Here is a 21,859-nt window from a genome sequence, read left to right on the forward strand (position 1 = left end):
TTGATCGACAGTGCTGTGGACGGCGGTGTCGAGGAAGTTGTACTACGTCCGGGGGACGGCCCCCGACTAGGGCCACAGGGCCTGGGCTAGCGAAACCCCGGCAAAGGCCGCACCCAGGCCCGCCGTCACACTGACGACGACGTTGGCGGCAGCGTAGAACCCCGCGCCGGTCTCGGTCAGCCGCAGTGTCTCGTACGAGAACGTCGAGTACGTGGTCAGCGCCCCGCACAGCCCCGTGCCGAGCAGCAGCTGCACGTGCGGGGAGGCATGTCCGGCCGCGGCGGCCCCGGTCAGCAGGCCGAGGATCAAGGAGCCCGTGACGTTGACCACCAGGGTGCCCCAGGGAAACACCGTGTCGTGCCTGAGCTGAACCGCGCGGTCGGTGAGGTAACGCAGGGGTGCGCCGACCATGGCCCCCACGATCACAAGCAGCCAATTCACAACGAGTTCTCACCTGTCCCCTCGTCCGGTTCCCCCGTGCCCGGTTGCCCCGCGCCCCGTTTCACCGCGTCCGGCGTACCGGATGACCTCACAGTCGTCGAGCGTCACGAGTCCTTCGGTGACGAGTTCGTCGAGCTGGGGCAGGAAGGCACGGACGCGCTCCTCCGTGTCGACGATCACGATGGCGACGGGCAGGTCCTCGCTCAGGGACAGCAGCCTTGAGGTGTGGATCAGCGAGGAGGCGCCGAAGCCCTCGATGCCGCGGAAGACGCTCGCGCCCGCGAGACCCTCCGCGTGCGCCCGGTGCACGATCTCGCTGTAGAGGGGCTTGTGGTGCCAGGTGTCGTGCTCGCCGATGAAGACGGTCAGTCTGAGGGCCCTGCCGGTCAGTCGTGTCATGGCCGCCTCCACGGGCGCCGTCGGGTGGTGTCGTTCATCGCTGCCGCCACGCCAGGACGCGACGGGTGGCCGTCATCGCGAGCCAGACCGAGGCGAGGGCCCCGAGGAGGGTCGCGAACAGATACGCGAGGGCGGTACGCGGATGGCCCGCGTCGACGAGTTTCTGGATGTCGACGGCGTACGTCGAGAAGGTGGTGAAGCCACCGAGCACGCCGGTGCCGAAGAAGGGCCGCACCAGCCGGTGGGCCGCCCACACGTCGGTGATCACGACCATGAAGACGCCGATCACGGCGCAGCCGACGAGGTTGACCCCGAAGGTGGTCCAGGGGAATCCCCCGGCCCGTGCGGGCCACAGCAGCGAGGAGCCGTAGCGGGCCGTGGCGCCGATGCCGCCGCCGAGGGCGACGACCGCGACGACGGGTCCCTGTCCGTGCCAGGGGGACGGCCGCCGCGCGGGCTCGGGCGAAACGGCACCGGTCGTGTCGGCGCTCTTGGGGTGCGGGACTGACATGGACGTACTTCTCCTACTCGCCGGGGCCCTGCCGGACGGGCACGCTCATCGCAAGTAGGGACCGTTGGCGGCGGCGCTGCCGCGGTTCGGGTACGGCGGGCCCCACCGCCGCGCCGCGGCGCATGATCGCGGCCGGGGAACACATTACCGCTGGGCACGGCGGCCGCGCACACGCGGGGTCGAGCGCCCCCTACGGGGTGGCGGGCAGCTCGCACACGGCGATGCCGCGCTCCCACACGCTGCCGAGGACCAGCCGGCCGTCGGCGACGCAGGCGCTGGTGGACATGCGGAAGCCGGAGGGGCGGTGGACGAGATGCCGCCGTACACGGCCGTCGTCGTCGACCGCGAGGACGCCGGCCATGGCCGCGGGGCGGTACGGGGCGCGCACCGCGAGCCGGGCGGCGGCGCGGCGCACGGCCGGGGTGGCGCGGTGCAGCAGGTCCAGGGCGGGGACGCGGGGTCCGGCGAGGGCCACCCAGATCGGTCCGTCGGGTCCTTGGCGCCAGAGGTTGTCCGGCATTCCCGGGAGGTTCTCGGCGAAGGATTCGGCGCGGCCGGAGCTCGGTCCGGTGAGCCAGTAGCGGGTGAGGCGTCGGGCCCCGGTCTCGGCGACGACGAGGAAGGACTCGTCCTGGGAGGGAGCGAGGCCGTTGGCGAACTGGAGCCCCTCCAGGAGCACCTCGGGGGCGTCGGCGCCGGGGGCGAGCCGTAGCAGCCGTCCCGTTCCGGTGTGCTCGACGATGTCGCCGACCCACTGCTCGAAGGGGTGGCTCCGGCTGGACACCGTGAAGTACAGCGTGCCGTCGGACAGGGCGACGACGTTGCTGCAGAACCGCAGGGGTTCCCCCGCCACCGAGTCGGCGAGAACGCGCACGGTGCCGTCCTCGAGGTGGATGCGCAGCAGTCCGCGGTGCGCGTCGCACACCAACACCGCGCCGTCCGGGAGGAGTTCGAGGCCGAGGGGGCGGCCACCGGTCTCGGCGAGCACCTCGACGCGGGTGCGGTTCGGATCGGCGAGTCCGTCGAGGCGCAGGATGCGGCCGTCCTCGACACCGGTGAGCACTCGCCCGCGTCGGTCGACCACGACGTCCTCGGGGCCTCGGCCGCCGATCGCGACGTAGCCGAGCGGAACAAGAGCCGTGGGACGGTCCATGCGTGCCTGCCCTTCGCTGCGAAGACGGTTCATCCTCGCAGGGGGTACCCGGAGACGCCCGCTCCCTTTCGGACTCGCGTGCGACCGTGCCGTCCGCCCCCGCGCGCACCGCCGTGGGTCAGGACGTCACGTCCGCCGTTCTGCGTGCTCTGCCGTGCAACGTCAGATGGAAGAGCTGCAGGAACTCCTCGGGGCCGCCCAGCTCGAAGCGGTTGAGAACCTTGCCGAGAAGGTTCCGGACCCGCCCGTCCGGCATGCGTACGCCGACCGGCTGCCCGAAGTAGGCGCGCTGCTCGGCGTCGAAGTCCACCCACGCCGCCCCCGCACGACGCACGAGCACCTCACCGACGTATGCACCGAGACCGAACAGCGTCCGGGACAGCTGCTCGCGGCCGGCCCCGCCCTTGCGCAGGCCGTCGACCATGAAGTCCACGACGCGCAGGCCGGCCACGGAGTAGTCCATGGGCAGCCGGTTGCGGGCGGTGACACGTGCGATGAAGGCGGCCGCGTGCGGCCGCATCTCCTGCGCGCATGGCATGTGCTTGTTCGCCTGACCCATGGGACCCCACCCCTTTGCTCGACCCAGGGGATCGCCAACCGGTCCCCTCGCATTGGCCAAGCGCATGCCAACTCGGGAACATCACAGGTCACCGACATGTCGAACACCACACGGGAATCCGGCAGCCGCGTACAACCCTTTCAGCTCCGTGTACGTCGGTGACCATCACCATTCCCGGAGCGAGCACGGGAGCGAGGGCCTCGAGCGCGACCGTCACCGGGGAGTTCGGACGGGCCACGTGCAGCGGCGAACTGTGTGGGGCCGCTGTCGCCGAGGGCTGACCGCAGGCCGGGGGCCGGAGTGTCGCTGACTCACCACCCCTTCTCGAACATCCGCGCCACCTCGGCGATCCGTACCTCGTCGCGCCGGTAGTGGGTCCGGCGGCGGATTCGCCTGGTGCGGAGGAGGCCGATGGCGGCGAGGAGGCGCAGGTCGGACTCGGCGACCGACCGGGGTACGCCGAGTTTCGAGGCGACGGCGGCCGCGGTCACGCCGTCCTCGGTGAGGTCGGCGTGCCGCTGGGGCGGGAAGTGGGCACCCGGTTCCTTCAGCCACTCCAGGATCCGCAGCCGCCTGTCTCCGGCGGGTCTCTTCAGCATCTCGTCCCTTCCGTACCGCCCTCTGGTCCCACTGTGCCGTGACGGACGGTGCGGCGCCGAGGCCCGATCGGGCCGAACTGGCGTTGCGGAACAGCTGCTTGGACGGGAATGGCCCGGCCGCACGGCCGGGCCATTCCCCACGGGTGTTTCAGCATTGGCTGAACCAGTTCATCGCCGGGGTCGCCTTGTTGTCGTAGTCGAACAGGGCCTGGTTCTCCCATCCGTTTCCGGAGGACGGGTCGGTCGGGTCCCAGCCGTTGCCGGTGACCGCGGTCCAGGTGGCCTCCCGGTAGAAGACACCGAGGCCACGGCCGTTCGGGACGGCCTCCACGATGTTCAGCACGTCCCGCAGCCAGGCGGCCTGCCCGGCCGTGGTCGCCGGGTAGCCGTTCACCAGCTCACCGGTGGTGTCGATCTGGTTGGTCAGCGAGTCCTTGCTGTCCAGCCGGAACGGGTACGCGGTCTCGGCGACGAACACCGGTTTGCCGTAACGCGAGGCCGCGTCGTCGATCGTGCTCTGGAAGTCGCTGAGCGAGCCGTGCCGGTAGCCGTAGTACGACAGGCCGATGGCGTCGAACCTCACCCCGTCGGCCACCGCGTTGTCGAACCACCATTCCGTGCCGGACTTGTCCCCGCCCATGGCGAGGTGCAGCGCCACGACGGTGGACGAGGAGACCGTCTTGGCGGACGCGAGTCGGCGTGACCTCCCGGTCGCACGGGGCGCGCCGCTCGGCCCACCGAGCCGTCGGCGCCCCCGCGACCGGTCAGTTTCGGAGAAGCCGTCCGCCGCTCCCCCTCCGTAGCCTGGGACCACCGGCGAACGACGCCGGCCCACTTACCGCGGAGGCACCCCATGAGCACCGGCCTGAAGACCATCGTCTATCCCGTCAAGGACCTGGCTCGGGCGAAGTCCCTGTTCAGCGCCCTGCTGGAGACGGAACCGTACGTGGACGAGTCGTACTACGTGGGGTTCCGGGTCGCCGGGCAGGAGATCGGTCTCGACCCCCACGGGCACGCCAAGGGGCTGACCGGTCCGGTGCCCTACTGGCACGTGTCCGACATCAGGGCGCTGCTCGGGGCGCTGGTGGACGCCGGAGCCGAGGTGCTGCAGGACGTCCAGGACGTCGGCGGCGGCCGGCTGGTCGCCTCGGCGAAGGACGCGGACGGCAACCTCGTGGGTCTCCTCCAGGACCCGGTCGCGTAGCCGGTTCACCCTGCGTGAAGTGCTTGCACGCACACTAGTTGCGCTGTAAACAAACGGGGACTTTTCTGTTACCGTGCGGGTATGGCAGTGAAGACGGCCGGTGCCCGGCTCGAGGAACAGTGGCGGGACATCCTCTCGGTGCACGCACGCACCATGTGCGAGATCGATCGTGTACTCCACCCCCACGGCCTGGGCGCCAGCGACTTCGAGGTCCTCGACATCCTCGCCGCCGAGACGCCCGCCCACGGCGACCAGTGCCGGGTGCAGAACCTCGCCGGGCGCGTCCATCTGAGCCAGAGCGCGCTGTCCCGGCTGATCGGGCGGCTGGAGAAGGAGGGTCTGGTGCGGCGTTCGGTGTGCCAGGAGGACCGGCGCGGAGTGTGGGTCGCCCTGACCGACAAGGGCCGCGCGCTGCACGCCGAGGTACTGCCGCTGCAGCGCGAGGTCCTCGCCCGTATGCTCACGTCCCAGTCCCAGTCCCAGTCCCGGGCTTCCTGATCGGGGGTGCGCCGCGGCCGTCGACGGATCACGACAGTGGGTACGGCGCCGGATGCGTCGTGGCTCCAGGTCGGACCGTTCAGTTCGCGCACGGCGTGCATCACCCGTCGGCCCGCGGGAGCCCGGTTTCCACACCCGGAGGTCGCACACTCACCCCGCCGCCGGCCGCCGGTCCATCGGGCGGCGCGGCGGGATCTGAGGGCAGTCGAAGTCGCGTGGACCGCTCCACAGCGCGGGTACGGCGTCGCAGCGGCGGCACAGTTCGTATGCGATCGCCTCGTAGTTGACCCGCCAGCCGTGGAAGTGCGGCCATGCCTCCCGTGCCGTCCGCTCCGCCGTGAAGCCCGCCGCCTCCAGCATCGCCACCGCCGCGTCGAACTCCTCGAAGGTGAGACGGATCGGCGTGTCAGGCGCCGGGTCGGCCTCGAACGGGAAGCGCAGCGAGCGGGCGATGTCACGCAGGGCCGTGAACCCGGCCCGGAGCACCAGGCGGGCCTCCGGTGGGGCGGCGCGCGGCGCGAGGGAGAGTTGCATCGCCGCCGCGTCCATGACGGCGAGCATCCCGACCAGCCAGTGCCGGTACGGGCGCGGCGAGCGGAACGAGATCAGCACCGGGTAGGTGGAGTGGCTCTCGCCGATGTCGGCGGCCAGCCGCTCCCACGCACGGTACAGCTCGGGCAGCGCGGTCTCGGTGTCGACGAGCCACTGACGGGCCAGGATCTCCGGGCCCCAGGCGGGCTCGCCGGCCCGGGACTGCAGCAGGGTGACCTCCAGTTCCCGGCGGTTGTAGGCGCTGTACAGGGTGGGCAGGTAGGCGATCTGCAGGGCGATGACCACCGGCCCGGTGGCCGCCGCGCCGAAGTCCAGCGCGGACAGCCGCAGCCGTATACCGCTGGCGAAGCCGAGGGTGAACAGGCTGGAGCCCGCCTCACGGAACGCATTGCTCCAGTTCAGCGGGGACACGGAGTACAGCAGCAGGCCGTAACCCGCGAGCGCCCCACCGAGCCAGATGGCGAGCATGCCGATCAGGATCAGCGGGGCGAGCCAGGTCTGCGCCCGGTCGATGTCCTCGTAGCGGCCGCGGGGCGCGGCCAGCCGCAGCAGTCGCCGTAGCGCCCACCACAGTTGGTACACGAGGATCGAGTACAGCCCGCGGGGCACCACCAGAGTGCGCACGATGCTGGAGAGCACGGTCACCAGCACCAGCGCGCCGGCCACGCCGGAGATCCACCTCATGCGGTCATTGTGGACCGGACGCCGCTCAGCGCAGCGGATCGCGGGGGATCCCCAACCCCGGCAAGGGCCGGTGAGCCGCCCGGTCCGCCGCCCCCGGGTCAGCCCTACGGCCGGGCCAGCAGGGTGCGCACCCCGTCCGAGTTCAGGGTCAGGCCGTGCGGTGATGCCGCGTCGATGGTGAGGGTGAGGTCGCCGGTGGGCCACTGGGACGCGAGAGCGCCGAGCGGCACCAGGCGGTAGCGGGAGACGAACGGCAGCAGGTCCGCCATCTCCGTCTCGGAGGTGAACACCGGTACGGTCTGTTCGCCGTCCGGCTGCTCCAGGACGGGCAGCGCGACGGTGTTCGGGTTGTTGGCGTCCTCATCGCTGGCGTCGTCCGGCACGGGGACGAGCACGTCGCTCCCGGCCAGCGTGTCCAGCGCCTCCGCGTCCCCGGCGTCCACCGCAAGGGTGTCCAGTGCCGCCTGGGCCGCGGTCGGGTGGTGGTTCTTGTCCGGAGTGTCCATGGCGAATCCCCAGGTAGATGCGGGCGGGCATGCCCTGGAACCAGCGGCTCCGGGCGCACTCCCGCCTCGCGTACCCATCCCACGCCGGGCCATGCATACGGCGCCGCCAGGTGTCGGCCGGTCGTGCGCGGGCGGGGCCTCTCAGGCCCGCCGCTCCTCGAGCAGCTCCTGCACGGTGACCACCCGGATCAGCGGACGGTACAGGTCCATCAGCCGCAGAGCCCTGTCGTGGGCGGTGTCGTCGGCGCCCGCGCAGGCGTCGGCGACCACCAGCACCTCGACGCCGCCGTCCGCGGCGGCGAGGGCCGTGGACAGCACGCAGCAGTCGGTGCTGACGCCGGCCAGCACGAGGCGGCCTTCGGGCCCCACACGCCGGGCCACTTCGGGCGTCCACTTGCCGAACGTCGTCGCGTCCACGACGTGCCGCGCCAGGGCGGCGAAGTCGTCGGTCAGCCGCCACAGCGGTGCGTCCGGTGGTTGCAGTGCGAACGGCCACTGCTCGTAGTACGCCCGCCAGGCGCCCCTGGGCTGCGGGGGTGCCACGAAGCGGGTGAAGGTGACGCGCTCACCGAAAGCGGGCAGCAGGCGCCGTACGCCCTGCGCCGCCTCCCGGAATCGGGGCGCGGCCCAGGGGCTCGCGGGATCGGCGAAGACGCGCTGCATGTCGATCACGGCGAGGAGGTCGGCGGCCGTCATGCGATCGGTGCCGCCTCGTTCGCCGCCCGGCCCGCGGCCTCCTGCTCCTGTCGGCGCACGCGGCCACGGCCCAGGGCGAGGGTGCCCAGGAAGCCCACCACGAGGGCGGCCACCACGCCCAGGTTGGCGTACGCCCAGGCGCCCGACGTGCCGCCGAGGCCGAGCGGACCGAGGAGATAGCCCTGCCAGTCCAGCCAGCTCGCGGCGGTGTTCGTCACCAGGCCCCAGCCGATCGCCGTGGCGGCCAGGGTCAGCAGCAGCGGCGTGAGCGGGACGTCGCCGTAGCGGCCGCTGGGGCGGTAGAGGTCGTCCTCGTCGTAGTCGCGGCGGCGCAGGGCGAGGTCGGCCAGCAGGATGCCGCACCAGGCCGCGATGGGGACGCCGAGCGTGGTCAGAAAGCCCGTGAACGGGCCGAGGAAGTCGTCGGCGAAGAAGACGATGTAGACCGAACCCGCGATCATCAAAACGCCGTCGACCAGCGCCGCCACGGGGCGGGGCACCCGCAGTCCGGCGGAGAGCAGGGCCAGGCCCGACGAGTAGATGTCGAGCACCGCGCCACCCACCAGGCCGAGCACCGCGACCACCGCGAACGGGACCAGGAACCAGGTCGGCAGGATCGTGGTCAGCGCGCCGATCGGGTCGGCGGCGACGGCCTTGCTGAGGGCGTCGGACGAGCCTGCCAGCAGCAGCCCGAACACCAGCAGGAGCAGGGGGGCGACCGAGGCGCCGAAGGTGGTCCAGCCGATCACGCCTCGGCTGGAGGAGGTGCGCGGCAGATAACGGGAGTAGTCCGCCGCGGCGTTGACCCAGCCGAGCCCGAAGCCGGTCATCATGAAGACCAGGGCACCGATGAACTGCTGGGCGGAGCCGGCCGGATGGGCACCGACCGCGTGCCAGTGGATGTGGCCGGCGACGAGCGCGATGTAGACGATGGTGAGCACGCCCGTGACCACGGTGATCACCGTCTGCAGGCGCATGATCAGGTCGAAACCCATGACGCCGCCGACGACGGTCAGCGCGCCGACCAGGACGAGCGCGGCCACCTTGGTCCCGGTGCCGCCGCCCCAGCCGAGCCGTCCGAAGACGGTGGCGGTGGCCAGGGTGGCGAGCGCGGTCAGGACGGTCTCCCAGCCGACCGTGAGCATCCAGGAGATCACCGACGGCAGCCGGTTGCCGCGCACACCGTACGCGGCGCGGCTGAGGACCATCGTCGGCGCGGAGCCCCGCTTGCCCGCGACCGCTATCAAACCGCAGAGGAGGAAGGAGAAGACGATCCCGATCGCTCCGGCGGCCAGGGCCTGCCGGAACGAGATCCCGAAGCCGAGGGCGAAGGCGCCGTAACTGAGGCCCAGTACGGAGACGTTGGCCCCGAACCAGGGCCAGAACAGCGTCCGCGGAGTGCCCTTGCGCTCGGCGTCGCCGATCACGTCGAGCCCGTGCGGCTCCACCTGGAGCTGCCGTCCCCCGGATCTGTGGTCGGAGGGGTTCGTCATCGTCGACCTGCCTGTCTGGACGCGTTCGTGCGAGAGCTGTTCGCAGCTCCGAGGCCCGGCCGGCCCGGGCCGGCGTCCAGGGTAAGCGGGCGCCGCGCCCGGTTCACCCGGCCCTGCCGCGCGGCCCCGTCCCGGGGTGTTCGACCGCGTGGCCCACGAAACCCTGGCGGCCGCCCTGCTGCCTCATGTGGGTGCGATCCGCGATCTGGGCCCCACCTCGTGGCAGATCGCCGACACGGCGGCCGGACCGCCTCGACGCCTTCTGGCGGTTCGGCCGCGACGCCGCCACCTGCTGCCGGGCGCCCTGGTGGCCCGTGAGGCCGGCACCCTGGTCACCGAGGCCGAGAGCCGCCCCTGGGCTGCACGGGCAGCTGGTGGAGATCCTCGGGCGCCGGGGCCGGTAGGGCCTGTCGCGAAAAGCTCCTGGACGCGGGCGGTGGCCCCGGGATGCCGGGGCCACCGCTCATGTGCGTCACGGGTGCCCGGTCAGGCGCCCGCGCGCTCCCTGCGGCGCAGGGTGAGGAAGGTGCCGGACGCGCCGGCCGCGACGAGGGCGCCCGCCGCGATGCCCACCGGGACGGACGGGAACGACGAGGCGTTCGTGCTCGCGGCCGTGTTCTGCATCGCCGGGCCGGGGGTGATGCTGGTGGCGACGGGCTTCACGGGGTGGATCGGGCCGACCGACCGCACGGAACCGTCGGCGTTCAGCAGCACCTGCTTGTTGTTGGGGTGCCGGAAGTCGAACAGGCCTGCGAGGGAACCGGCGGTGGCGTCGAAGGAGTGGTCACCGATGCGGCCGGTGTGCCAGTTGTCCTCGATGAAACGGATGATGGAGGACTGGTCGGTCTGCGTGTGGTCGACCTTGTTGACCTTGCTGTACGGGGAGACCACGAGCAGCGGCTGACGGGTGCCGGGGCCGCAGCGGTCCTGGTAGCCGCCGGATGCCGCCGGGCCCGCCTGGCAGGCCGGGCTGTCGGTCGCCTTGCCGTTGGAGCCGATCGAGGAGTCGGTGGAGCCGTTGCGCGGCTTGGCGTACGCGTGGTCGTACCAGCCGTCGGAGTCGTCGTAGGCGATGACGACCGCCGTGGACTTCCACTGCGGGGACTTCTGGATCGCGTTGATCTCGCTCACCAGGAAGTGCTGTTCGTCGATCGGGTCCGAGTAGCCGGCGTGGCCGTCCTGGTACTCGGCGGCCTTGAGGAAGCTGACCGCGGGCAGCTTGCCCGCCTTCAGGGACGCGTCGAAGTCGGTCAGGTCGTAGTTGTGGTTCGCCTGCCCGTTGTGGCCGATCTCGTCGACGTTCTTCGGCGGCAGGTGGTGCGGGTTGGACGTCGACTTGTAGTACTCGAACGGCGAGTGGTGCGGGCTGTAGTCGACGACCGAGGCACCGCCGACGTTGGTGTGCGTGGTGTCGCACTTGGCGTAGTGGCCCTGCTGACCGTCCCACGCGGTGGACGGGCGGAAGCCGCCCTGGAACCAACCCCAGCTGACCTTCTTGGAGTTGAGCAGGTCACCGATGTTCTGGCCCTGCATCACGGCCAGCGCGTTCTTGCTGGTGTGGTCCTTGCCGGAGCAGTCGTCGTAGGCCGGGTCCGGGTCGTTGATGACCGTGCCGACACCGTTGGCGTCCGGCGACTTGACGGTGTACGGGTCCGGCGTGGAGGTCTGCTTGGGGTTCTCGGTGCCGGTGGTGGGGTCCACGGAGATGACGCCGTGGGTCTGGCCGGAGACGAGGTTGAGCGCGCCGGGGGTGGACGGGCCGTAGACCGAGCTGAAGGAACGGTCGTTCAGGGCGTAGTGCTGGGCGTAGTTCCACAGCCCGGTGACGGTGTTGCCGTCGTAGTAGTCCATGACCAGGCCCGGCTCGCCGAACAGGGTGCCGGAGCACTTGCCGGAGTCGGTGTTCTGGACGAACTGGTCGTTCTTGCCGCCGTTGTACGCGTACTGCTCGGGTCCGTAGGCGTGGTTCTGGTCGCAGGTCATGGCCTGGGACGGGGTGAGCCGCTTGGGCGCGTACTGGTTGGGGTTCTTCGTCAGCAGCCCGGCGTTCGCCAGGGTGTCGATGTCCTTCGGGGTCTTCTTCGACGCCGTGAACTTCGTGCCGTCGGTGTTGGCGGCCTTGGGGTAGGTCGCGAAGTAGTGGTCGAAGGAGATGTTCTCGTCGAAGAGGACGACCACGTGCTTGATGGGCGTGGCCGTCGAGGAGTGAGTCCCGTCCGGCACGGCCGCCCAGGCGGGCGCGTTGGCCCCCAGGGCGGTGAGCGCGGCGGCGCCCGCGAGCGCGCCGAGGCTCCTCATGGTTACTCGTCTTCCCCTGCTGGACATGGTGGTTCACCTTCCGGGCACGAACGTGATTGCGCCATACGGTCAGGGATGCTCTGGTCAACGAACGGCACGATGCTGGAGGCACGGTGGCGGTCAAGTGAACACCGGGTCAGGGAAGCCAGGGGAAATCTTGACCACTTGTTGACCCGGCGGGTGGAGCACGGGCGTTCAGGACCGACCGGTCGGCAGCCCGCACACGTTCAGGAGGTCCCGGACAGCAGTGCCCGTCCGTACCAGTCCTCGCTGTCCCGCACCCCGGGCAGCGCGAGGAAGTAGCCGCCGCCGAACGGCTTGATGTAGTCGGTGAGGGGTTCGCCCGCGAGGCGGCGCTGCACGGTTTCGAACTGCCGGGCGAGGTCCTGTTGGTAGCAGCAGAAGAGCAGCCCCATGTCGAGGTTGCCGTTGCTGTCCATGCCCGCGTCGTAGTTGTAGGCGCGGCGCAGGATCCGCTGGTCGTCCGTGGCCGCCGTGCGCGGGTTGGCCAGGCGTATGTGACTGTCCAGCGGGATGACGTCGCCCTTGGGGTCGTCTGCGTAGTCGGGCGTGTCGTGTTCGGCGTTTCCGTCCAGGGGCGCGCCGGTCTGCCGGGACCGGCCGAACATCCGCTCCTGCTCCGGGAGGGAGACCCGGTCCCAGAACTCCACGAGCATGCGGATCAACCGGACCACCTGGTAGCTGCCGCCGACGGCCCAGTCCGGTTCGCCCGTGCCGCGGCCCACCCACACCAGGCGGTTCATCTCACGGGCGTCCGTGGGGTCGGGGTTGGCCGTGCCGTCCTTGAAGCCCATCAGGTTGCGCGGTGTGCCCGAGGGACGCGGCGGGCTGGAGAACCCGTCGAGGCGCCAGCGGACCTGCAGGCCGCCGCGGGTGTGCCGGGCGATGTCGCGCAGGGCGTGCAGCACGGTGTCCGTGTCGTCGGCGTGGAGTTGGAGGCTGAGGTCGCCGTGGCACCACTCGGGCCTGAGGTCGTCGTCCGGGAAGGACGGCATCGTCGTCAGTCTGCGCGGGCGGTGAGGGGCGAGGCCGAAGCGATCGTCGAAGAGGGAGGCGCCGACGCCGACGGTGACCGCCAGCGCACCGGAGGGCAGCCGTTCACCGAGGATGCCGGAGTCGGCGGGCGGGCCGGTGATGCCGACGGGCGAGGGCGTGCCGCCCGAGGTGAGGAAGCGGGCGCGGGCGGTGAGGGTGCGCAGGAGGTCGCCGAGGTCCGCGCGGTTCCGGGCGGTCACGTCGAGGGCGGTGAACACGGTGACCCGGCGCGGGGCGGCGAGCACCGACTGCTGGTGGGGCCCGTGGAACGGCGCGACCGGCGACGCACTCGTGCCACCGGTGGCGGCCGGGGCCGCCGCGCCGCCCGTGGCGAGCCCGGCGCCCGCGAGGGCCGCGCCGCGCAGGAAGCCTCGCCGCCCGACTCCGCTCGTCTCCGCGGACGCGCTCACACCGTCCTCCGTGGATCGCAGATGGTCGCCACGGAGGCGAGCCGCTCGACGAGGTCGCCGAGGACCGCGTCGACCTGCTCGCGCTGTGTGCGGTCCAGGCGGTCGAGCGGCGTCCAGTTCGCACCGTGGTGGAAGCCGTCCAGGGTGTGCTGGGCGCGGTCCAGCGCCCGGTCGAGGGCGGGCAGGTCCGGGTACCGGGTGGTGAGGAGGGGACGCAGCCGGGACAGTACGGCGCGGGTGCCGTCGAGGTTGGCACGGGCGGTGGCGAGGTTGCTGCCGCTGCCGTAGTCGGTCCGCCCGGTCAGCTCGAACTGCACGGTGTTCTCCAGGATCTCGTGGGCCCTCAGGCCCAGCTGTGCCGGGTCCATACGGGCCTGGGCCCAGCTGTCGCGCAGCGCGGTGACCGCCTTGACGAGGGCTTCCGCCGGGGCGCGCAGGGCGGCAACGGCCGCGCCGTGCCACAGTCCGTACTCGACGCGGTGGAAGCCGGTGAAGGACCGGTCGAGGACGCCCCCGGCGAGCCCCGCGTCCGTTCTGTTGATCTGCTGGTCCGCGTCGCCGAAGGCGTTGTACGCCGCGCCCAGCCGCTCGTACTCCAGGTGCGCCGGAAGCCACGCGGCCCGGGCCCCGGCGAGGTCGCCACGGTCGATGGCGTCCTTCAGCCGTCCGGTCAGCTGTACGACCTCGTTCAGACCGCCCGCCACCCACTTCTGGTAGTCGATCGCCAGGGGGATCAGGTCGTGCTCGGTGACCGGGGCCGCCGCGGGCCCGGGCTGTCCGGAGGTGACGCGGACGGTGGGGCCGGTGACCGCGCCGGCGTCGTCGGGCAGGCACATGAAAGCGTAGGAGCCCTTGCCGAGGCGCACGGTCAACGCCCGCGTCGCGCCGGGGGCGAGGCCCTCCAACTCGCCGTAGACGGCCCGGGTGCGGGCGTCCTCGAGGTAGACCTCGGCAGGGCCGCTGGAGGTGTTGTGCAGATCGAAGACCTGCAGGCCGGCCACCGGCCGGTGCCAGCCCCGTCCGCAGCCGCTCGGTGACACCTCGACGGTGGTGTGCGGCAGCCCGTCGTCGGCGGCGGCCCGGGCGCGCCGCGCCCCGCCGAGGGTCGTGGCCAGCAGCGCCGCCACCAGGGTCAGGGTGAGGAGGACTCCGCCCGCGGCCCAGAGTCGGGCCCGCCGTGAAGTGAGGCCGGGCACCGGCATTTTGCTCCGCGCCTCCCCGGACGACGTGCGAACGTACCGACGCGCCCCGGTTGCGGGCGCGATCACCTGATGCTAGCGGGCACCGTACGCCCGAACAGCCCCGCGGCAGAGGCGGACATCAAGAGTTCGGCCATGGTTCACCGACTGCTCGCCGTTCGTGGTCGTCGTCAGTCCTGTGGACGCTTCACCGTGCCACGGGCCCGCGCTCTTCGTAGGCTGGTTGCCTCGGGGCATGTCACGGAGGTCTGCGATGCCCCGCAGCATCTGGTCGGGAGCGATCAGCTTCGGTCTGGTCACGATTCCGGTCAATGTGGTGCCCGCGACCGAGGATCACAGCGTGCGCTTCCACCAGTACCACCTGGAGGACATGGGCCGGGTCCGGGTGCGCAAGTACTGCGAGTTGGAGGACCGTGAGGTCCCGGCCGAGGAGATCGGCAAGGGCTACGAGCTCTCCCGGGACCGGGTCGTGCCCGTGCTCGACGAGGAGCTGCGTGAGCTGCCGTTGCCGACGGCGAAGGCCATCGAGATCGCCGCGTTCGTGCCGGCCGGGTCGATCGACCCCCTGCGCATCGGAGAGGGCTACTACCTGCAGGCGTCCGGCACGGTCGCCGCGAAGCCGTACACGCTGCTGCGCAAGGCGCTGGAACGGACCTCGAAGGTCGCGGTGGCGAAGTTCGCCTGGCACGGCCGGGAGAGACTGGGGCTGCTGAGGGTGCGGGACGAGGCGATCGTGCTGCACGCGATGCGCTGGCCCGACGAGATCCGTGACCCGGGTGAGCTGTCTCCGCAGCAGGTCCGGCTCTCCGACGACGAGATCACCGAGGCCGAACATCTGATCGACCGCATGACTCGCGAAGACCTCGAGGGCCCCGACTTCGTCGACCACTACACCGAGGCGCTCGAGCAGGTGATCGAGGCCCGGCGTGAGGGGCAGGAGCCGCCCGAGATGCCGGAGCCGGAGGCGGGGCCCGGCACGGTGCTGGACCTGATGACCGCGCTCCAGGCCTCGGTGGCGCAGGCGAAGGCCTCCCGCGGCGAGGAGACGGAGGCCGAGGTCCATGAACTGCCGAAGAAGAAGGCCGCCGCCGGCAGGACGGCGAAGAAGGAGCCCGCCGAAAAGACGGCGGCGAAGAAGGCCGCCGGGAAGAAGGCCACGAAGAAGACCGCGGCCAAGACGGCGGCGAAGACGGCGAGGACCACGGCGAAGGCTGGGGCGCAGACCGCGGCGCGGAAGGAGACCGCGCGGAAGAAAACCGCGACGAACAGCACCACGGCGAAGAAGACCGCGGACAAGGCGACCGCCGAGAAGAGGACGGCCCGTCGGCCGCGCAGCGCCTGACCTCGAGCGCGGCCGACGTCGACACCGCACGTCCGGGTCGTCCACGGCGCCGACCTGGGGGAAGCTGGAACTGCGGCCACTCGTTCATCCAGGGGCACACCATGGCGTTCCACGCGATATCCAAGCGGCACCCTCCGCACCTGCCCGCGCATCTGCTCTCCCCCGCCGACCTGGCGACGGAGAACGAGCGGCTGCACGAGGAGAACGCGCAGCTGAGGCAGGCGGTGACCTCCCATGCCACCATCGACCAGGCCATGGGCGCCGTGGTCGTGCTGGGACGGATCGCGCCGGAGGACGCCTGGTGCGTCCTGCGTGATGTCTCCCAGCACACGAACACCAAACTGCGGGTCGTCGCCGAGCACATCCTGAGGTTCGCGCAGGGGGACGCCCTGCCCGACCCCGAGCTGGACCAGCTGCGGCAGGCGCTCAGCCGGTACGAGATCCGCTCCCGCGCCGACCGGCCCGACCGCTGAACCGCCGGTGCGGTCAGTCCTTCTCTCCGCGCCCCGTGAGCGCGTCACGGATACGGTCCACCAGGCCGGCGCCGGGCGCGAGCAGCTTGTTGGCCGGCGGCTTGTCCGGGGCGGAGGGGTGCGGGCGGGTCGGTGCCGTCCGCTTCGCCCGCCGGACCTTGTCGCCCAGCTCGTCCAGGGCTTCGGCGGAAGCAGTCTCGCCCAGCCTCGGGAAGAGGTTCGCCTCCTCGTCGGCCACATGGGACCGGATCTCGGTCATGAGCATCCCGATGAGCCGGTCGAACTCCGGGTCGTCGGCCTCGTGGCGCTCCAGGTCCTTCATGATCTGCTCGGCCCTGGAGTGGTCCTCGATCTCCTTGTCGGCCACCGCGTCCCCGTCGGGCAGGTACTGCCGTACGGCCGGGTAGAGGTAGGCCTCCTCGGCCACCGAGTGACGCACGAGCTCCATGATGGCCTGATCGGCGTACACCTTGCGGTTCTTGTCGCCGGGCGGCAGTGCCTCGATGCGGCCGAAGAGCTCCTCCACTTCCCGATGGTCCGTCATCAGCTCGTTGATGACGTTCCCTCCATGCCCCATGTCCAACGCCTCCTTGTGGATTCGGCTGGATACGGCGACCCCACGAGGGCTCGCCCGGCACACCGGGTGCCCCCGTCGACGGGCGGATAACAGGGGCGATGATGATGACGTCCTCTCGGCTCGCCATGCGGTCGGCGCCGAGCGACGGGGGGCGGCGAGAGGTGCGTGGCAGGCCACGGCTGGGCGGGCGCGTTGTCGGCACCCCGCCTCTGGGTACTCGGCGCGCATGAACGACAAGCACCGCAACCACGACAGTGACGAGCGGCGGACGGCCGAGGAGGCCGCCCGGGAGCAGCGCGAGGCAGAGGAGCGGCGCGCCGCTTCGCGTCCGTTCGAGTACCCCTACCCGGAGCGCCGGGCAGGGGTCAGGGCCCGGCGCCGTGTGACGGAGGAGGAGGCGGACGCCGACATGGCGCCCGGTGTCCCCGGCGGCTACGGCACCACCGGCGGCACCGGCGGCGGCCGGCCGGGCGGCACGGGCGCGGCGCATCCGCCCCGGCCTTCCCGCCGCCGGCGCGAGGAGGGCGGCGGCGACGCGCAGGAGCCCTGACGGCGCCCGCCGACAGGCGACGCCACCGCCGGTGTCCGCCGACGGTGGCGTCGCCCGTCTCTGCCGGCGCGCACCCCGTCCCAGGGCGCGCTCACGCGTCTCAGGTACGGCCCGACGATCCGGTGATCGCGTCCTTCACCCGGTCGACCATGGACGCGAAGGGGCCGGTCAGCAACTGGGCCGCGGGCGATCCGGCCGCGGTGGGGTGCGGATGGGTCGGTGCGACCTTCTCGACCATCTGGAGCCTGGCCCCGAGGTTCTTGAGCTGTTCCTCGTCGCAACCGCTGCGGACCGCGGGGAACTCCTCCTGCTCCTCGTGCTCGGCGTGGTCGATGACGGCCCTCTCGAAGGCGGCGAGTTTCGCGTCGAACTCGGCGTTGGTGACGTCCATCTTCTCCAGCTCGGCGAGGACCTTGTTGGCTTCCTCCTCCTCGTGGTTGCGGGCGTCGGCCTCGGCCTCACCGGCCGTCTTCTTCGCCGTGGGGCGCAGGATCAGTTCCTCCGCGGTCTCGTGCACCGCCAGCAGCGCCCTCAGCTCGTCGAAGGTCTGCTTCTTCTGTTCGCCCCGCGCGCTCTTCACGCTGTCGAACAGGTCTCGGATACGTGCGTGCTGCTCCAGCAGGACGCGGACCACGTCGCCTTCCGGAAGCCTCGCCGCTTCCTTGCGTTCCATCGTCGCATTGCTCACGGCACTGCCCTCCTCTGCGCGTCGTTCACTGGGCGGGTAACCCCATCCCCCTCAGGCAAACGGAACAAAGTAGGGCACACGCCGCATGGCGGTCCTGCTGCAGGCCCCTCTGCGTGCCGCCCCGAGAGGCGGCACGGCGGGGGTTGTGACGCACCTCTTGACCAGCGGCGATCAGGGGAAGATCGTGTCACCCGAGGGCGGACCGGCACGCAGGAGGCGCCGTGACAAGCACATCAGCACAGCCGCGGATGCCGGGAGTGGAGATCCGCTCCATCGACTACGTCCCCCTCGACGAGCGCCACGGCAAGCTGTGGCACCTCGGGCCCCTGTGGTTCATGTCGAACGCGCAGATCGCCACGCTGGCGGTGGGCCTGATCAGCATCACCGAGGGCGGCAACCTCATCTGGTCGCTCATCGCCATCGTGGCGGGCACGGTCGTCGGCACCTTCTTCATGGCCTTCCACTCGGCCCAGGGGCCCCAGCTGGGGCTCCCCCAGATGATCCAGTCACGGCCCCAGTTCGGCTATGTCGGGGCCCTTCTGGTGTGGCTCTTCGCCTATCTGCAGTACGCCGGGTTCAACGTCTTCAACACCATCCTCGCCGGTGAGGCCCTGCACACCACGCTGCACGGCGGCGTCGATCCGTGGGTGGTCGTGGTCACCGTCGTCGCCTTCGTCGTCGCGCTGGTCGGCTATGACGTCATCCACCGGGCCGAGCAGGTGCTGACGTACACCTTCCTGGTCGTGTTCGGCATCTTCACGGTGGGGATCCTGGTCACCCTGCACTACCCGCCGGGCTCGTTCGACCTCGGCGCCTTCCGGTGGACACCGTTCCTCGCCCAGTTCGGCGTGGTCGCCGGCTACCAGATCAGCTGGGCCATCTACGTCTCGGACTACTCGCGGTACCTCCCGCCGGACGTGACGGTCCGCAAGACCTTCTACTGGACCTACTTCGGGTCGGCGCTCGGCGGCATCTGGCTGATGGTGCTCGGGACGCTGCTCGCCGCCTGGGCGGGCAAGGACTTCGACACCATCCGCTCGATCGACGCCGCGGGCGACAAGGTGTTCAGTGGATTCGGCGCGATCGTGCTGCTGTTCGCCGCGCTGGGGCTGGTGTCGGTCACCGCGCTGAACATGTACGGCGGGTCGCTGACGCTGATCAGCGCCATCGACTCGTTCAGACGGGTGCGCCCGACGCTCGCCGTACGGCTGGTGACCATCGGACTGACCGCCGCGCTCTCCCTGATCGGCGCGCTGTCCGCGACATCCAACTTCCTCCAGAACTTCAACAACTTCCTGCTGCTGGTGCTCTATCTGTTCATCCCGTGGACCGCGGTCAACCTCATGGACTACTACGTCGTGCGCCGCGGGCACTACGCCATCGCCGAGATCTTCAATCCGCGCGGGATCTACGGGCGCTGGGGATGGCACGGCATCATCGCGTACCTGGTCGGGTTCGCCGCCATGGTGCCGTTCTTCTCCGTCGCGAACCTCTACGTCGGGCCCGCCGCCGAGGCGCTCGGCGGAGCCGACATCTCCCTGTTCATCGGGCTGCCGGTCGCCGCTCTGCTGTACTGGCTGCTCACACGGTCCATCGACGTGGAGGCCGAGAAACGACTGGCCGAGGCGGAGGCCGCGGAACTGGAACGAGCGGCACACGAGCACCGCGAGCCCTAGGACCGATACAGCCAGGTCGTTCACACCGCGGTCACGACGAGCGCTGCCTGGTCGTCCCGGGAGGTGTCGTGGGTGAAGGCCGCGACGGCGGTGGTGACGGAGTCCAGCAGGGCGGTGGCGGTGGGCGGAACGCTGGTCAGCGTGTCGGCCAGCCGTTCCTCGCCGAACAGCTCGCCGTCCGGGGACCGCGCTTCGGTGATGCCGTCCGTGACGAGGACCAGACCGTCGCCCGGGTGCAGGTCGAGGCGCACGGGCGATCCCGCACCGTCCCAGCCGAGGCCGAGCAGCAGGCCGGGCGGCACGAGTCGCTCGACGGTGCCGTCGGCGCGGCGCACGAGCGGCGGCACATGTCCGGCGCGCATCAGGGTCACCGCCTGTCCGGTGGTGGTGTGCCGCAGTTCGCCGTAGACGAGCGACACGAAGAGGTCCTGGTCGGCGGTGTGCTCGGCCAGAGCGTCGTTGATCGCGGCGACCACGGACATGGGGTCGTGCAGCAGCCGCGCGACCGCACGTGCCGTGTGCCGGACCATACCGGTCGTGGTGGCCGCCACCGCCCCGTGACCGCACACATCTCCGATCATGACGGCCCAGCGGTCGTCGGGCAGGGGGAAGACGTCGTAGAAGTCGCCGCCGACGTCGAGACCCTCACCGGCCGGATGGTAGGAGGCCGCCAGGTCCGCGCCCGGCACCTGGGGCAGCTTCGGCGGCAGCAGGCCGGCCTGGAGGTCATGGGCGAGCCGGACCCGGTACGTGAACTGGCGGGCGTTGTCCGCGCTCAGGGCCGCGCGGCCGGCCAGCTCTTCGGCCAGGGCGACGACATGGCCGTCCCAGTCCCGCTCAAGGGTCAGCAGCGCCAGGGCGCCGAAGGTGGACCCACGGGCCGTGAGCGGTACGCACAGGTAACCGGCGCCGTGTCCGCCGGCCTCCGTGCCGGGGCGGACGTCGAGGGACCCGGTCTCCGTGGTGCCGGAGGCCAGCACGCGGGCGACCACATGGTCCACCACCTCGCACCACTCCGGCGCCACGAGCAGCGCCTCTTCCGCCCGGGTCGCGGCCGCGGAGGCGATCCGGCTGCGGTAGCCACCGTCGGCCACGTAGACCCCGCAGAGCTGCGCCAGGCCCGGAACCACCAGCTGGGCCAGACGCCGCAGGCTGTTCGCGAAGTGCTGCTCACGCGCGATGGCGGTGCTCGCCTCGAGGACGAAGGCCAGGTCCTCACGGGCCGAACGCTCACGCTCCCGCGACGCACGGCCCGCCGCCACGGCCTGGTGCCGCTCGATGGCCAGCGCCGCGATGCGCGTGAAGGCGGCGCCGAGCGCCAGGTCCTTGGGTTCCGGGGTCTTCGGCGTGCGGTGGTAGACGGCGAACGTGCCCAGCAACCGGCCGTCCGTGCTCAGGATCGGGGTGGACCAACAGGACCCGACCCCGGCCCGCTCCGCCAGCCTTCGGTACTCCGCCGCCCACAGCGGATCGGTGGCGATGTCGGCGCAGACCACCCGTTGGCGCCGGTGCGCGGCCGTACCGCAGGCGCCCTGGCCCTCGCCGATCGCAACCCCGTCGACCCCCTCGTTGTAGAAGTCGGGCAGGCTCGGACCGGTGCCGTGCCGCAACCTCCGCCCGTCGGCGTCGACGAGCAGCACCGAGACGAGCGTTCCCGGCGCGAGGTCCTCGATGGTCCTGGCCATGCCGGTGAGGATCTCCTCCAGCGGGGCCTCGCGAGCGATCTGCTCCAGCAGGGCGCGCTGCTCCGCCGCCAGCAGTTGCGTGTCACGGTAGGCGGTGGTGTCCATGGCGATCACCACGACCCCGTCGACCCTGCCCTGGGCGTCGCGCCGGGGCTCGTAGGTGAGGTCGAAGGTCCTCTCCTGTTCCGCGCCGGACTTTCCGAGGATCAGCCGTTTGTCGCGGGTGCGGTGGGGGACGCCGGTGCGATACACCTCCCGGATGCGGTCGATCACCCCCTGCACGGCCGGATCGGGCATCAGCTCGACGATCGGCACGCCGGTCCGCCTCCGGCCACCGCAGACGATGTCGAAGAACGCCGGGTTCGCGCTCTCCACGATATGACCCGGACCGCTCAGGGAAGCGAAGATCACCGGGGCCGGTCCGAACAGGTCCGGGTCCGGCGGCCACTGGGGTGAGAGCGTGGCCGCACCGGGTGGTCCTGGGAGATCGGGCCTTATGGACATGACCGGGCCCCTTTCCACTCCCCCACGTCCGCTGCTCACTTTCAGACAATTTATACGGATTTTCAGCGTAATTTCAGGTGTGAGCGGATTTTGGTGAAATTCGGAG

Annotated in this window: 22 protein-coding genes and 1 pseudogene; 6 read left to right on the forward strand and 17 right to left on the reverse strand. The window is 71.1% G+C overall.

What is annotated here, in order from left to right; all coding sequences use genetic code 11:
- Positions 1-66 precede the first annotated feature (66 nt).
- The 7 genes and pseudogenes from crcB (ACFYZJ_RS11485) to ACFYZJ_RS11515 all read right to left on the reverse strand — a co-directional run.
- Complete coding sequence (gene crcB / locus ACFYZJ_RS11485) at positions 67-441, reverse strand: fluoride efflux transporter CrcB (RefSeq protein WP_388565710.1); 375 nt, start codon at positions 439-441, stop codon at positions 67-69.
- 9 nt (positions 442-450) lie between these two features.
- Entirely contained in the window at positions 451-840 is a 390-nt protein-coding gene (locus tag ACFYZJ_RS11490; RefSeq protein WP_388565713.1) for a DUF190 domain-containing protein, read from the reverse strand.
- Between the two features lie 34 nt (positions 841-874).
- The gene (gene crcB, locus ACFYZJ_RS11495) at positions 875-1,351 is read right to left on the reverse strand and encodes a fluoride efflux transporter CrcB (RefSeq protein ID WP_388565716.1); all 477 of its coding nucleotides are present in this window, start codon (positions 1,349-1,351) and stop codon (positions 875-877) included.
- A 190-nt stretch (positions 1,352-1,541) separates the two neighbouring features.
- Complete coding sequence (locus ACFYZJ_RS11500; RefSeq protein WP_388565719.1) at positions 1,542-2,504, reverse strand: SMP-30/gluconolactonase/LRE family protein; 963 nt, start codon at positions 2,502-2,504, stop codon at positions 1,542-1,544.
- 118 nt (positions 2,505-2,622) lie between these two features.
- The gene (locus ACFYZJ_RS11505) at positions 2,623-3,063 is read right to left on the reverse strand and encodes a hypothetical protein (protein WP_388565721.1); all 441 of its coding nucleotides are present in this window, start codon (positions 3,061-3,063) and stop codon (positions 2,623-2,625) included.
- Between the two features lie 311 nt (positions 3,064-3,374).
- Complete coding sequence (locus tag ACFYZJ_RS11510; RefSeq protein ID WP_388565723.1) at positions 3,375-3,662, reverse strand: ArsR family transcriptional regulator; 288 nt, start codon at positions 3,660-3,662, stop codon at positions 3,375-3,377.
- 148 nt (positions 3,663-3,810) lie between these two features.
- Positions 3,811-4,350 (reverse strand): annotated as a pseudogene (locus tag ACFYZJ_RS11515) (glycosyl hydrolase 53 family protein); the annotation flags it as partial.
- A 165-nt stretch (positions 4,351-4,515) separates the two neighbouring features.
- Here ACFYZJ_RS11515 and ACFYZJ_RS11520 point away from each other — a divergent pair.
- On the forward strand, positions 4,516-4,866 hold the full coding sequence (locus tag ACFYZJ_RS11520; protein ID WP_388565726.1) for a VOC family protein: 351 nt from the start codon (positions 4,516-4,518) through the stop codon (positions 4,864-4,866).
- An 81-nt stretch (positions 4,867-4,947) separates the two neighbouring features.
- Positions 4,948-5,364: a MarR family winged helix-turn-helix transcriptional regulator gene (locus ACFYZJ_RS11525; RefSeq protein WP_388565729.1), complete on the forward strand. Its 417-nt coding sequence runs from the start codon at positions 4,948-4,950 to the stop codon at positions 5,362-5,364.
- A 150-nt stretch (positions 5,365-5,514) separates the two neighbouring features.
- On the opposite strand, the gene ACFYZJ_RS11530 is transcribed toward ACFYZJ_RS11525, so the two are convergent.
- The 7 genes from ACFYZJ_RS11530 to ACFYZJ_RS11560 all read right to left on the reverse strand — a co-directional run bounded on the left by ACFYZJ_RS11530 (position 5,515) and on the right by ACFYZJ_RS11560 (position 14,261).
- Positions 5,515-6,600: a hypothetical protein gene (locus tag ACFYZJ_RS11530; protein WP_388565731.1), complete on the reverse strand. Its 1,086-nt coding sequence runs from the start codon at positions 6,598-6,600 to the stop codon at positions 5,515-5,517.
- A 104-nt stretch (positions 6,601-6,704) separates the two neighbouring features.
- Positions 6,705-7,106: an SseB family protein gene (locus tag ACFYZJ_RS11535; protein WP_388565734.1), complete on the reverse strand. Its 402-nt coding sequence runs from the start codon at positions 7,104-7,106 to the stop codon at positions 6,705-6,707.
- A gap of 141 nt (positions 7,107-7,247) precedes the next feature.
- The gene (locus tag ACFYZJ_RS11540; RefSeq protein WP_388565737.1) at positions 7,248-7,802 is read right to left on the reverse strand and encodes a cysteine hydrolase family protein; all 555 of its coding nucleotides are present in this window, start codon (positions 7,800-7,802) and stop codon (positions 7,248-7,250) included.
- On the reverse strand, positions 7,799-9,295 hold the full coding sequence (locus tag ACFYZJ_RS11545; RefSeq protein ID WP_388565740.1) for a purine-cytosine permease family protein: 1,497 nt from the start codon (positions 9,293-9,295) through the stop codon (positions 7,799-7,801). The genes ACFYZJ_RS11540 and ACFYZJ_RS11545 overlap by 4 nt, the downstream gene beginning before the upstream one ends.
- Before the next feature lie 486 nt (positions 9,296-9,781).
- Entirely contained in the window at positions 9,782-11,593 is a 1,812-nt protein-coding gene (locus tag ACFYZJ_RS11550) for a phospholipase C (protein ID WP_388565742.1), read from the reverse strand.
- Between the two features lie 227 nt (positions 11,594-11,820).
- A complete protein-coding gene (gene efeB / locus ACFYZJ_RS11555; protein WP_388565745.1) occupies positions 11,821-13,059 on the reverse strand; it encodes an iron uptake transporter deferrochelatase/peroxidase subunit in 1,239 nt (412 codons plus the stop codon).
- The gene (locus tag ACFYZJ_RS11560; RefSeq protein ID WP_388565748.1) at positions 13,056-14,261 is read right to left on the reverse strand and encodes an EfeM/EfeO family lipoprotein; all 1,206 of its coding nucleotides are present in this window, start codon (positions 14,259-14,261) and stop codon (positions 13,056-13,058) included. Before ACFYZJ_RS11560 ends, efeB begins: the two co-directional genes overlap by 4 nt.
- 250 nt (positions 14,262-14,511) lie before the next feature.
- Between ACFYZJ_RS11560 and ACFYZJ_RS11565 the strand changes: the two genes are divergently transcribed.
- Both ACFYZJ_RS11565 and ACFYZJ_RS11570 read left to right on the forward strand, forming a co-directional pair.
- The gene (locus ACFYZJ_RS11565) at positions 14,512-15,600 is read left to right on the forward strand and encodes a Ku protein (RefSeq protein ID WP_388565750.1); all 1,089 of its coding nucleotides are present in this window, start codon (positions 14,512-14,514) and stop codon (positions 15,598-15,600) included.
- 101 nt (positions 15,601-15,701) lie between these two features.
- Positions 15,702-16,073 (forward strand): ANTAR domain-containing protein, encoded by a 372-nt coding sequence (locus ACFYZJ_RS11570; protein ID WP_388565752.1) that lies wholly within the window; start codon positions 15,702-15,704, stop codon positions 16,071-16,073.
- A 13-nt stretch (positions 16,074-16,086) separates the two neighbouring features.
- Here ACFYZJ_RS11570 and ACFYZJ_RS11575 read toward each other — a convergent pair whose 3' ends face one another.
- On the reverse strand, positions 16,087-16,650 hold the full coding sequence (locus tag ACFYZJ_RS11575) for a hemerythrin domain-containing protein (RefSeq protein ID WP_388565754.1): 564 nt from the start codon (positions 16,648-16,650) through the stop codon (positions 16,087-16,089).
- Positions 16,651-16,876: 226 nt separating this feature from the next.
- On the opposite strand from ACFYZJ_RS11575, the gene ACFYZJ_RS11580 reads away from it, so the two are divergent.
- On the forward strand, positions 16,877-17,200 hold the full coding sequence (locus ACFYZJ_RS11580) for a hypothetical protein (protein WP_388565757.1): 324 nt from the start codon (positions 16,877-16,879) through the stop codon (positions 17,198-17,200).
- Between the two features lie 100 nt (positions 17,201-17,300).
- On the opposite strand, the gene ACFYZJ_RS11585 is transcribed toward ACFYZJ_RS11580, so the two are convergent.
- A complete protein-coding gene (locus ACFYZJ_RS11585; RefSeq protein ID WP_388565759.1) occupies positions 17,301-17,888 on the reverse strand; it encodes a hemerythrin domain-containing protein in 588 nt (195 codons plus the stop codon).
- A 248-nt stretch (positions 17,889-18,136) separates the two neighbouring features.
- On the opposite strand from ACFYZJ_RS11585, the gene ACFYZJ_RS11590 reads away from it, so the two are divergent.
- Positions 18,137-19,564, forward strand: a complete 1,428-nt coding sequence (locus ACFYZJ_RS11590) for a purine-cytosine permease family protein (protein ID WP_388566641.1) — start codon at positions 18,137-18,139, stop codon at positions 19,562-19,564.
- Between the two features lie 20 nt (positions 19,565-19,584).
- Here the strand turns inward: ACFYZJ_RS11590 and ACFYZJ_RS11595 are convergent, their stop codons facing one another.
- A complete protein-coding gene (locus ACFYZJ_RS11595; RefSeq protein WP_388565762.1) occupies positions 19,585-21,753 on the reverse strand; it encodes a GAF domain-containing SpoIIE family protein phosphatase in 2,169 nt (722 codons plus the stop codon).
- Between the last annotated feature and the right edge of the window lie 106 nt (positions 21,754-21,859).

Origin of the sequence: Streptomyces sp. NPDC001848 (genome assembly GCF_042891915.1) — a bacterium.
Lineage (GTDB): Bacteria > Actinomycetota > Actinomycetes > Streptomycetales > Streptomycetaceae > Streptomyces.

Coding starts and splice junctions, on each gene's coding strand:
- ACFYZJ_RS11490 (WP_388565713.1), bottom strand. CDS start 840: ATGACACGACTGACCGGCAGGGCCCTCAGACTGACCGTCTTCATCGGC.
- crcB (WP_388565716.1), bottom strand. CDS start 1,351: ATGTCAGTCCCGCACCCCAAGAGCGCCGACACGACCGGTGCCGTTTCG.
- ACFYZJ_RS11500 (WP_388565719.1), bottom strand. CDS start 2,504: ATGGACCGTCCCACGGCTCTTGTTCCGCTCGGCTACGTCGCGATCGGC.
- ACFYZJ_RS11505 (WP_388565721.1), bottom strand. CDS start 3,063: ATGGGTCAGGCGAACAAGCACATGCCATGCGCGCAGGAGATGCGGCCG.
- ACFYZJ_RS11510 (WP_388565723.1), bottom strand. CDS start 3,662: ATGCTGAAGAGACCCGCCGGAGACAGGCGGCTGCGGATCCTGGAGTGG.
- ACFYZJ_RS11520 (WP_388565726.1), top strand. CDS start 4,516: ATGAGCACCGGCCTGAAGACCATCGTCTATCCCGTCAAGGACCTGGCT.
- ACFYZJ_RS11525 (WP_388565729.1), top strand. CDS start 4,948: ATGGCAGTGAAGACGGCCGGTGCCCGGCTCGAGGAACAGTGGCGGGAC.
- ACFYZJ_RS11530 (WP_388565731.1), bottom strand. CDS start 6,600: ATGAGGTGGATCTCCGGCGTGGCCGGCGCGCTGGTGCTGGTGACCGTG.
- ACFYZJ_RS11535 (WP_388565734.1), bottom strand. CDS start 7,106: ATGGACACTCCGGACAAGAACCACCACCCGACCGCGGCCCAGGCGGCA.
- ACFYZJ_RS11540 (WP_388565737.1), bottom strand. CDS start 7,802: ATGACGGCCGCCGACCTCCTCGCCGTGATCGACATGCAGCGCGTCTTC.
- ACFYZJ_RS11545 (WP_388565740.1), bottom strand. CDS start 9,295: ATGACGAACCCCTCCGACCACAGATCCGGGGGACGGCAGCTCCAGGTG.
- ACFYZJ_RS11550 (WP_388565742.1), bottom strand. CDS start 11,593: ATGAGGAGCCTCGGCGCGCTCGCGGGCGCCGCCGCGCTCACCGCCCTG.
- ACFYZJ_RS11560 (WP_388565748.1), bottom strand. CDS start 14,261: ATGCCGGTGCCCGGCCTCACTTCACGGCGGGCCCGACTCTGGGCCGCG.
- ACFYZJ_RS11565 (WP_388565750.1), top strand. CDS start 14,512: ATGCCCCGCAGCATCTGGTCGGGAGCGATCAGCTTCGGTCTGGTCACG.
- ACFYZJ_RS11570 (WP_388565752.1), top strand. CDS start 15,702: ATGGCGTTCCACGCGATATCCAAGCGGCACCCTCCGCACCTGCCCGCG.
- ACFYZJ_RS11575 (WP_388565754.1), bottom strand. CDS start 16,650: ATGGGGCATGGAGGGAACGTCATCAACGAGCTGATGACGGACCATCGG.
- ACFYZJ_RS11580 (WP_388565757.1), top strand. CDS start 16,877: ATGAACGACAAGCACCGCAACCACGACAGTGACGAGCGGCGGACGGCC.
- ACFYZJ_RS11590 (WP_388566641.1), top strand. CDS start 18,137: ATGCCGGGAGTGGAGATCCGCTCCATCGACTACGTCCCCCTCGACGAG.
- ACFYZJ_RS11595 (WP_388565762.1), bottom strand. CDS start 21,753: ATGTCCATAAGGCCCGATCTCCCAGGACCACCCGGTGCGGCCACGCTC.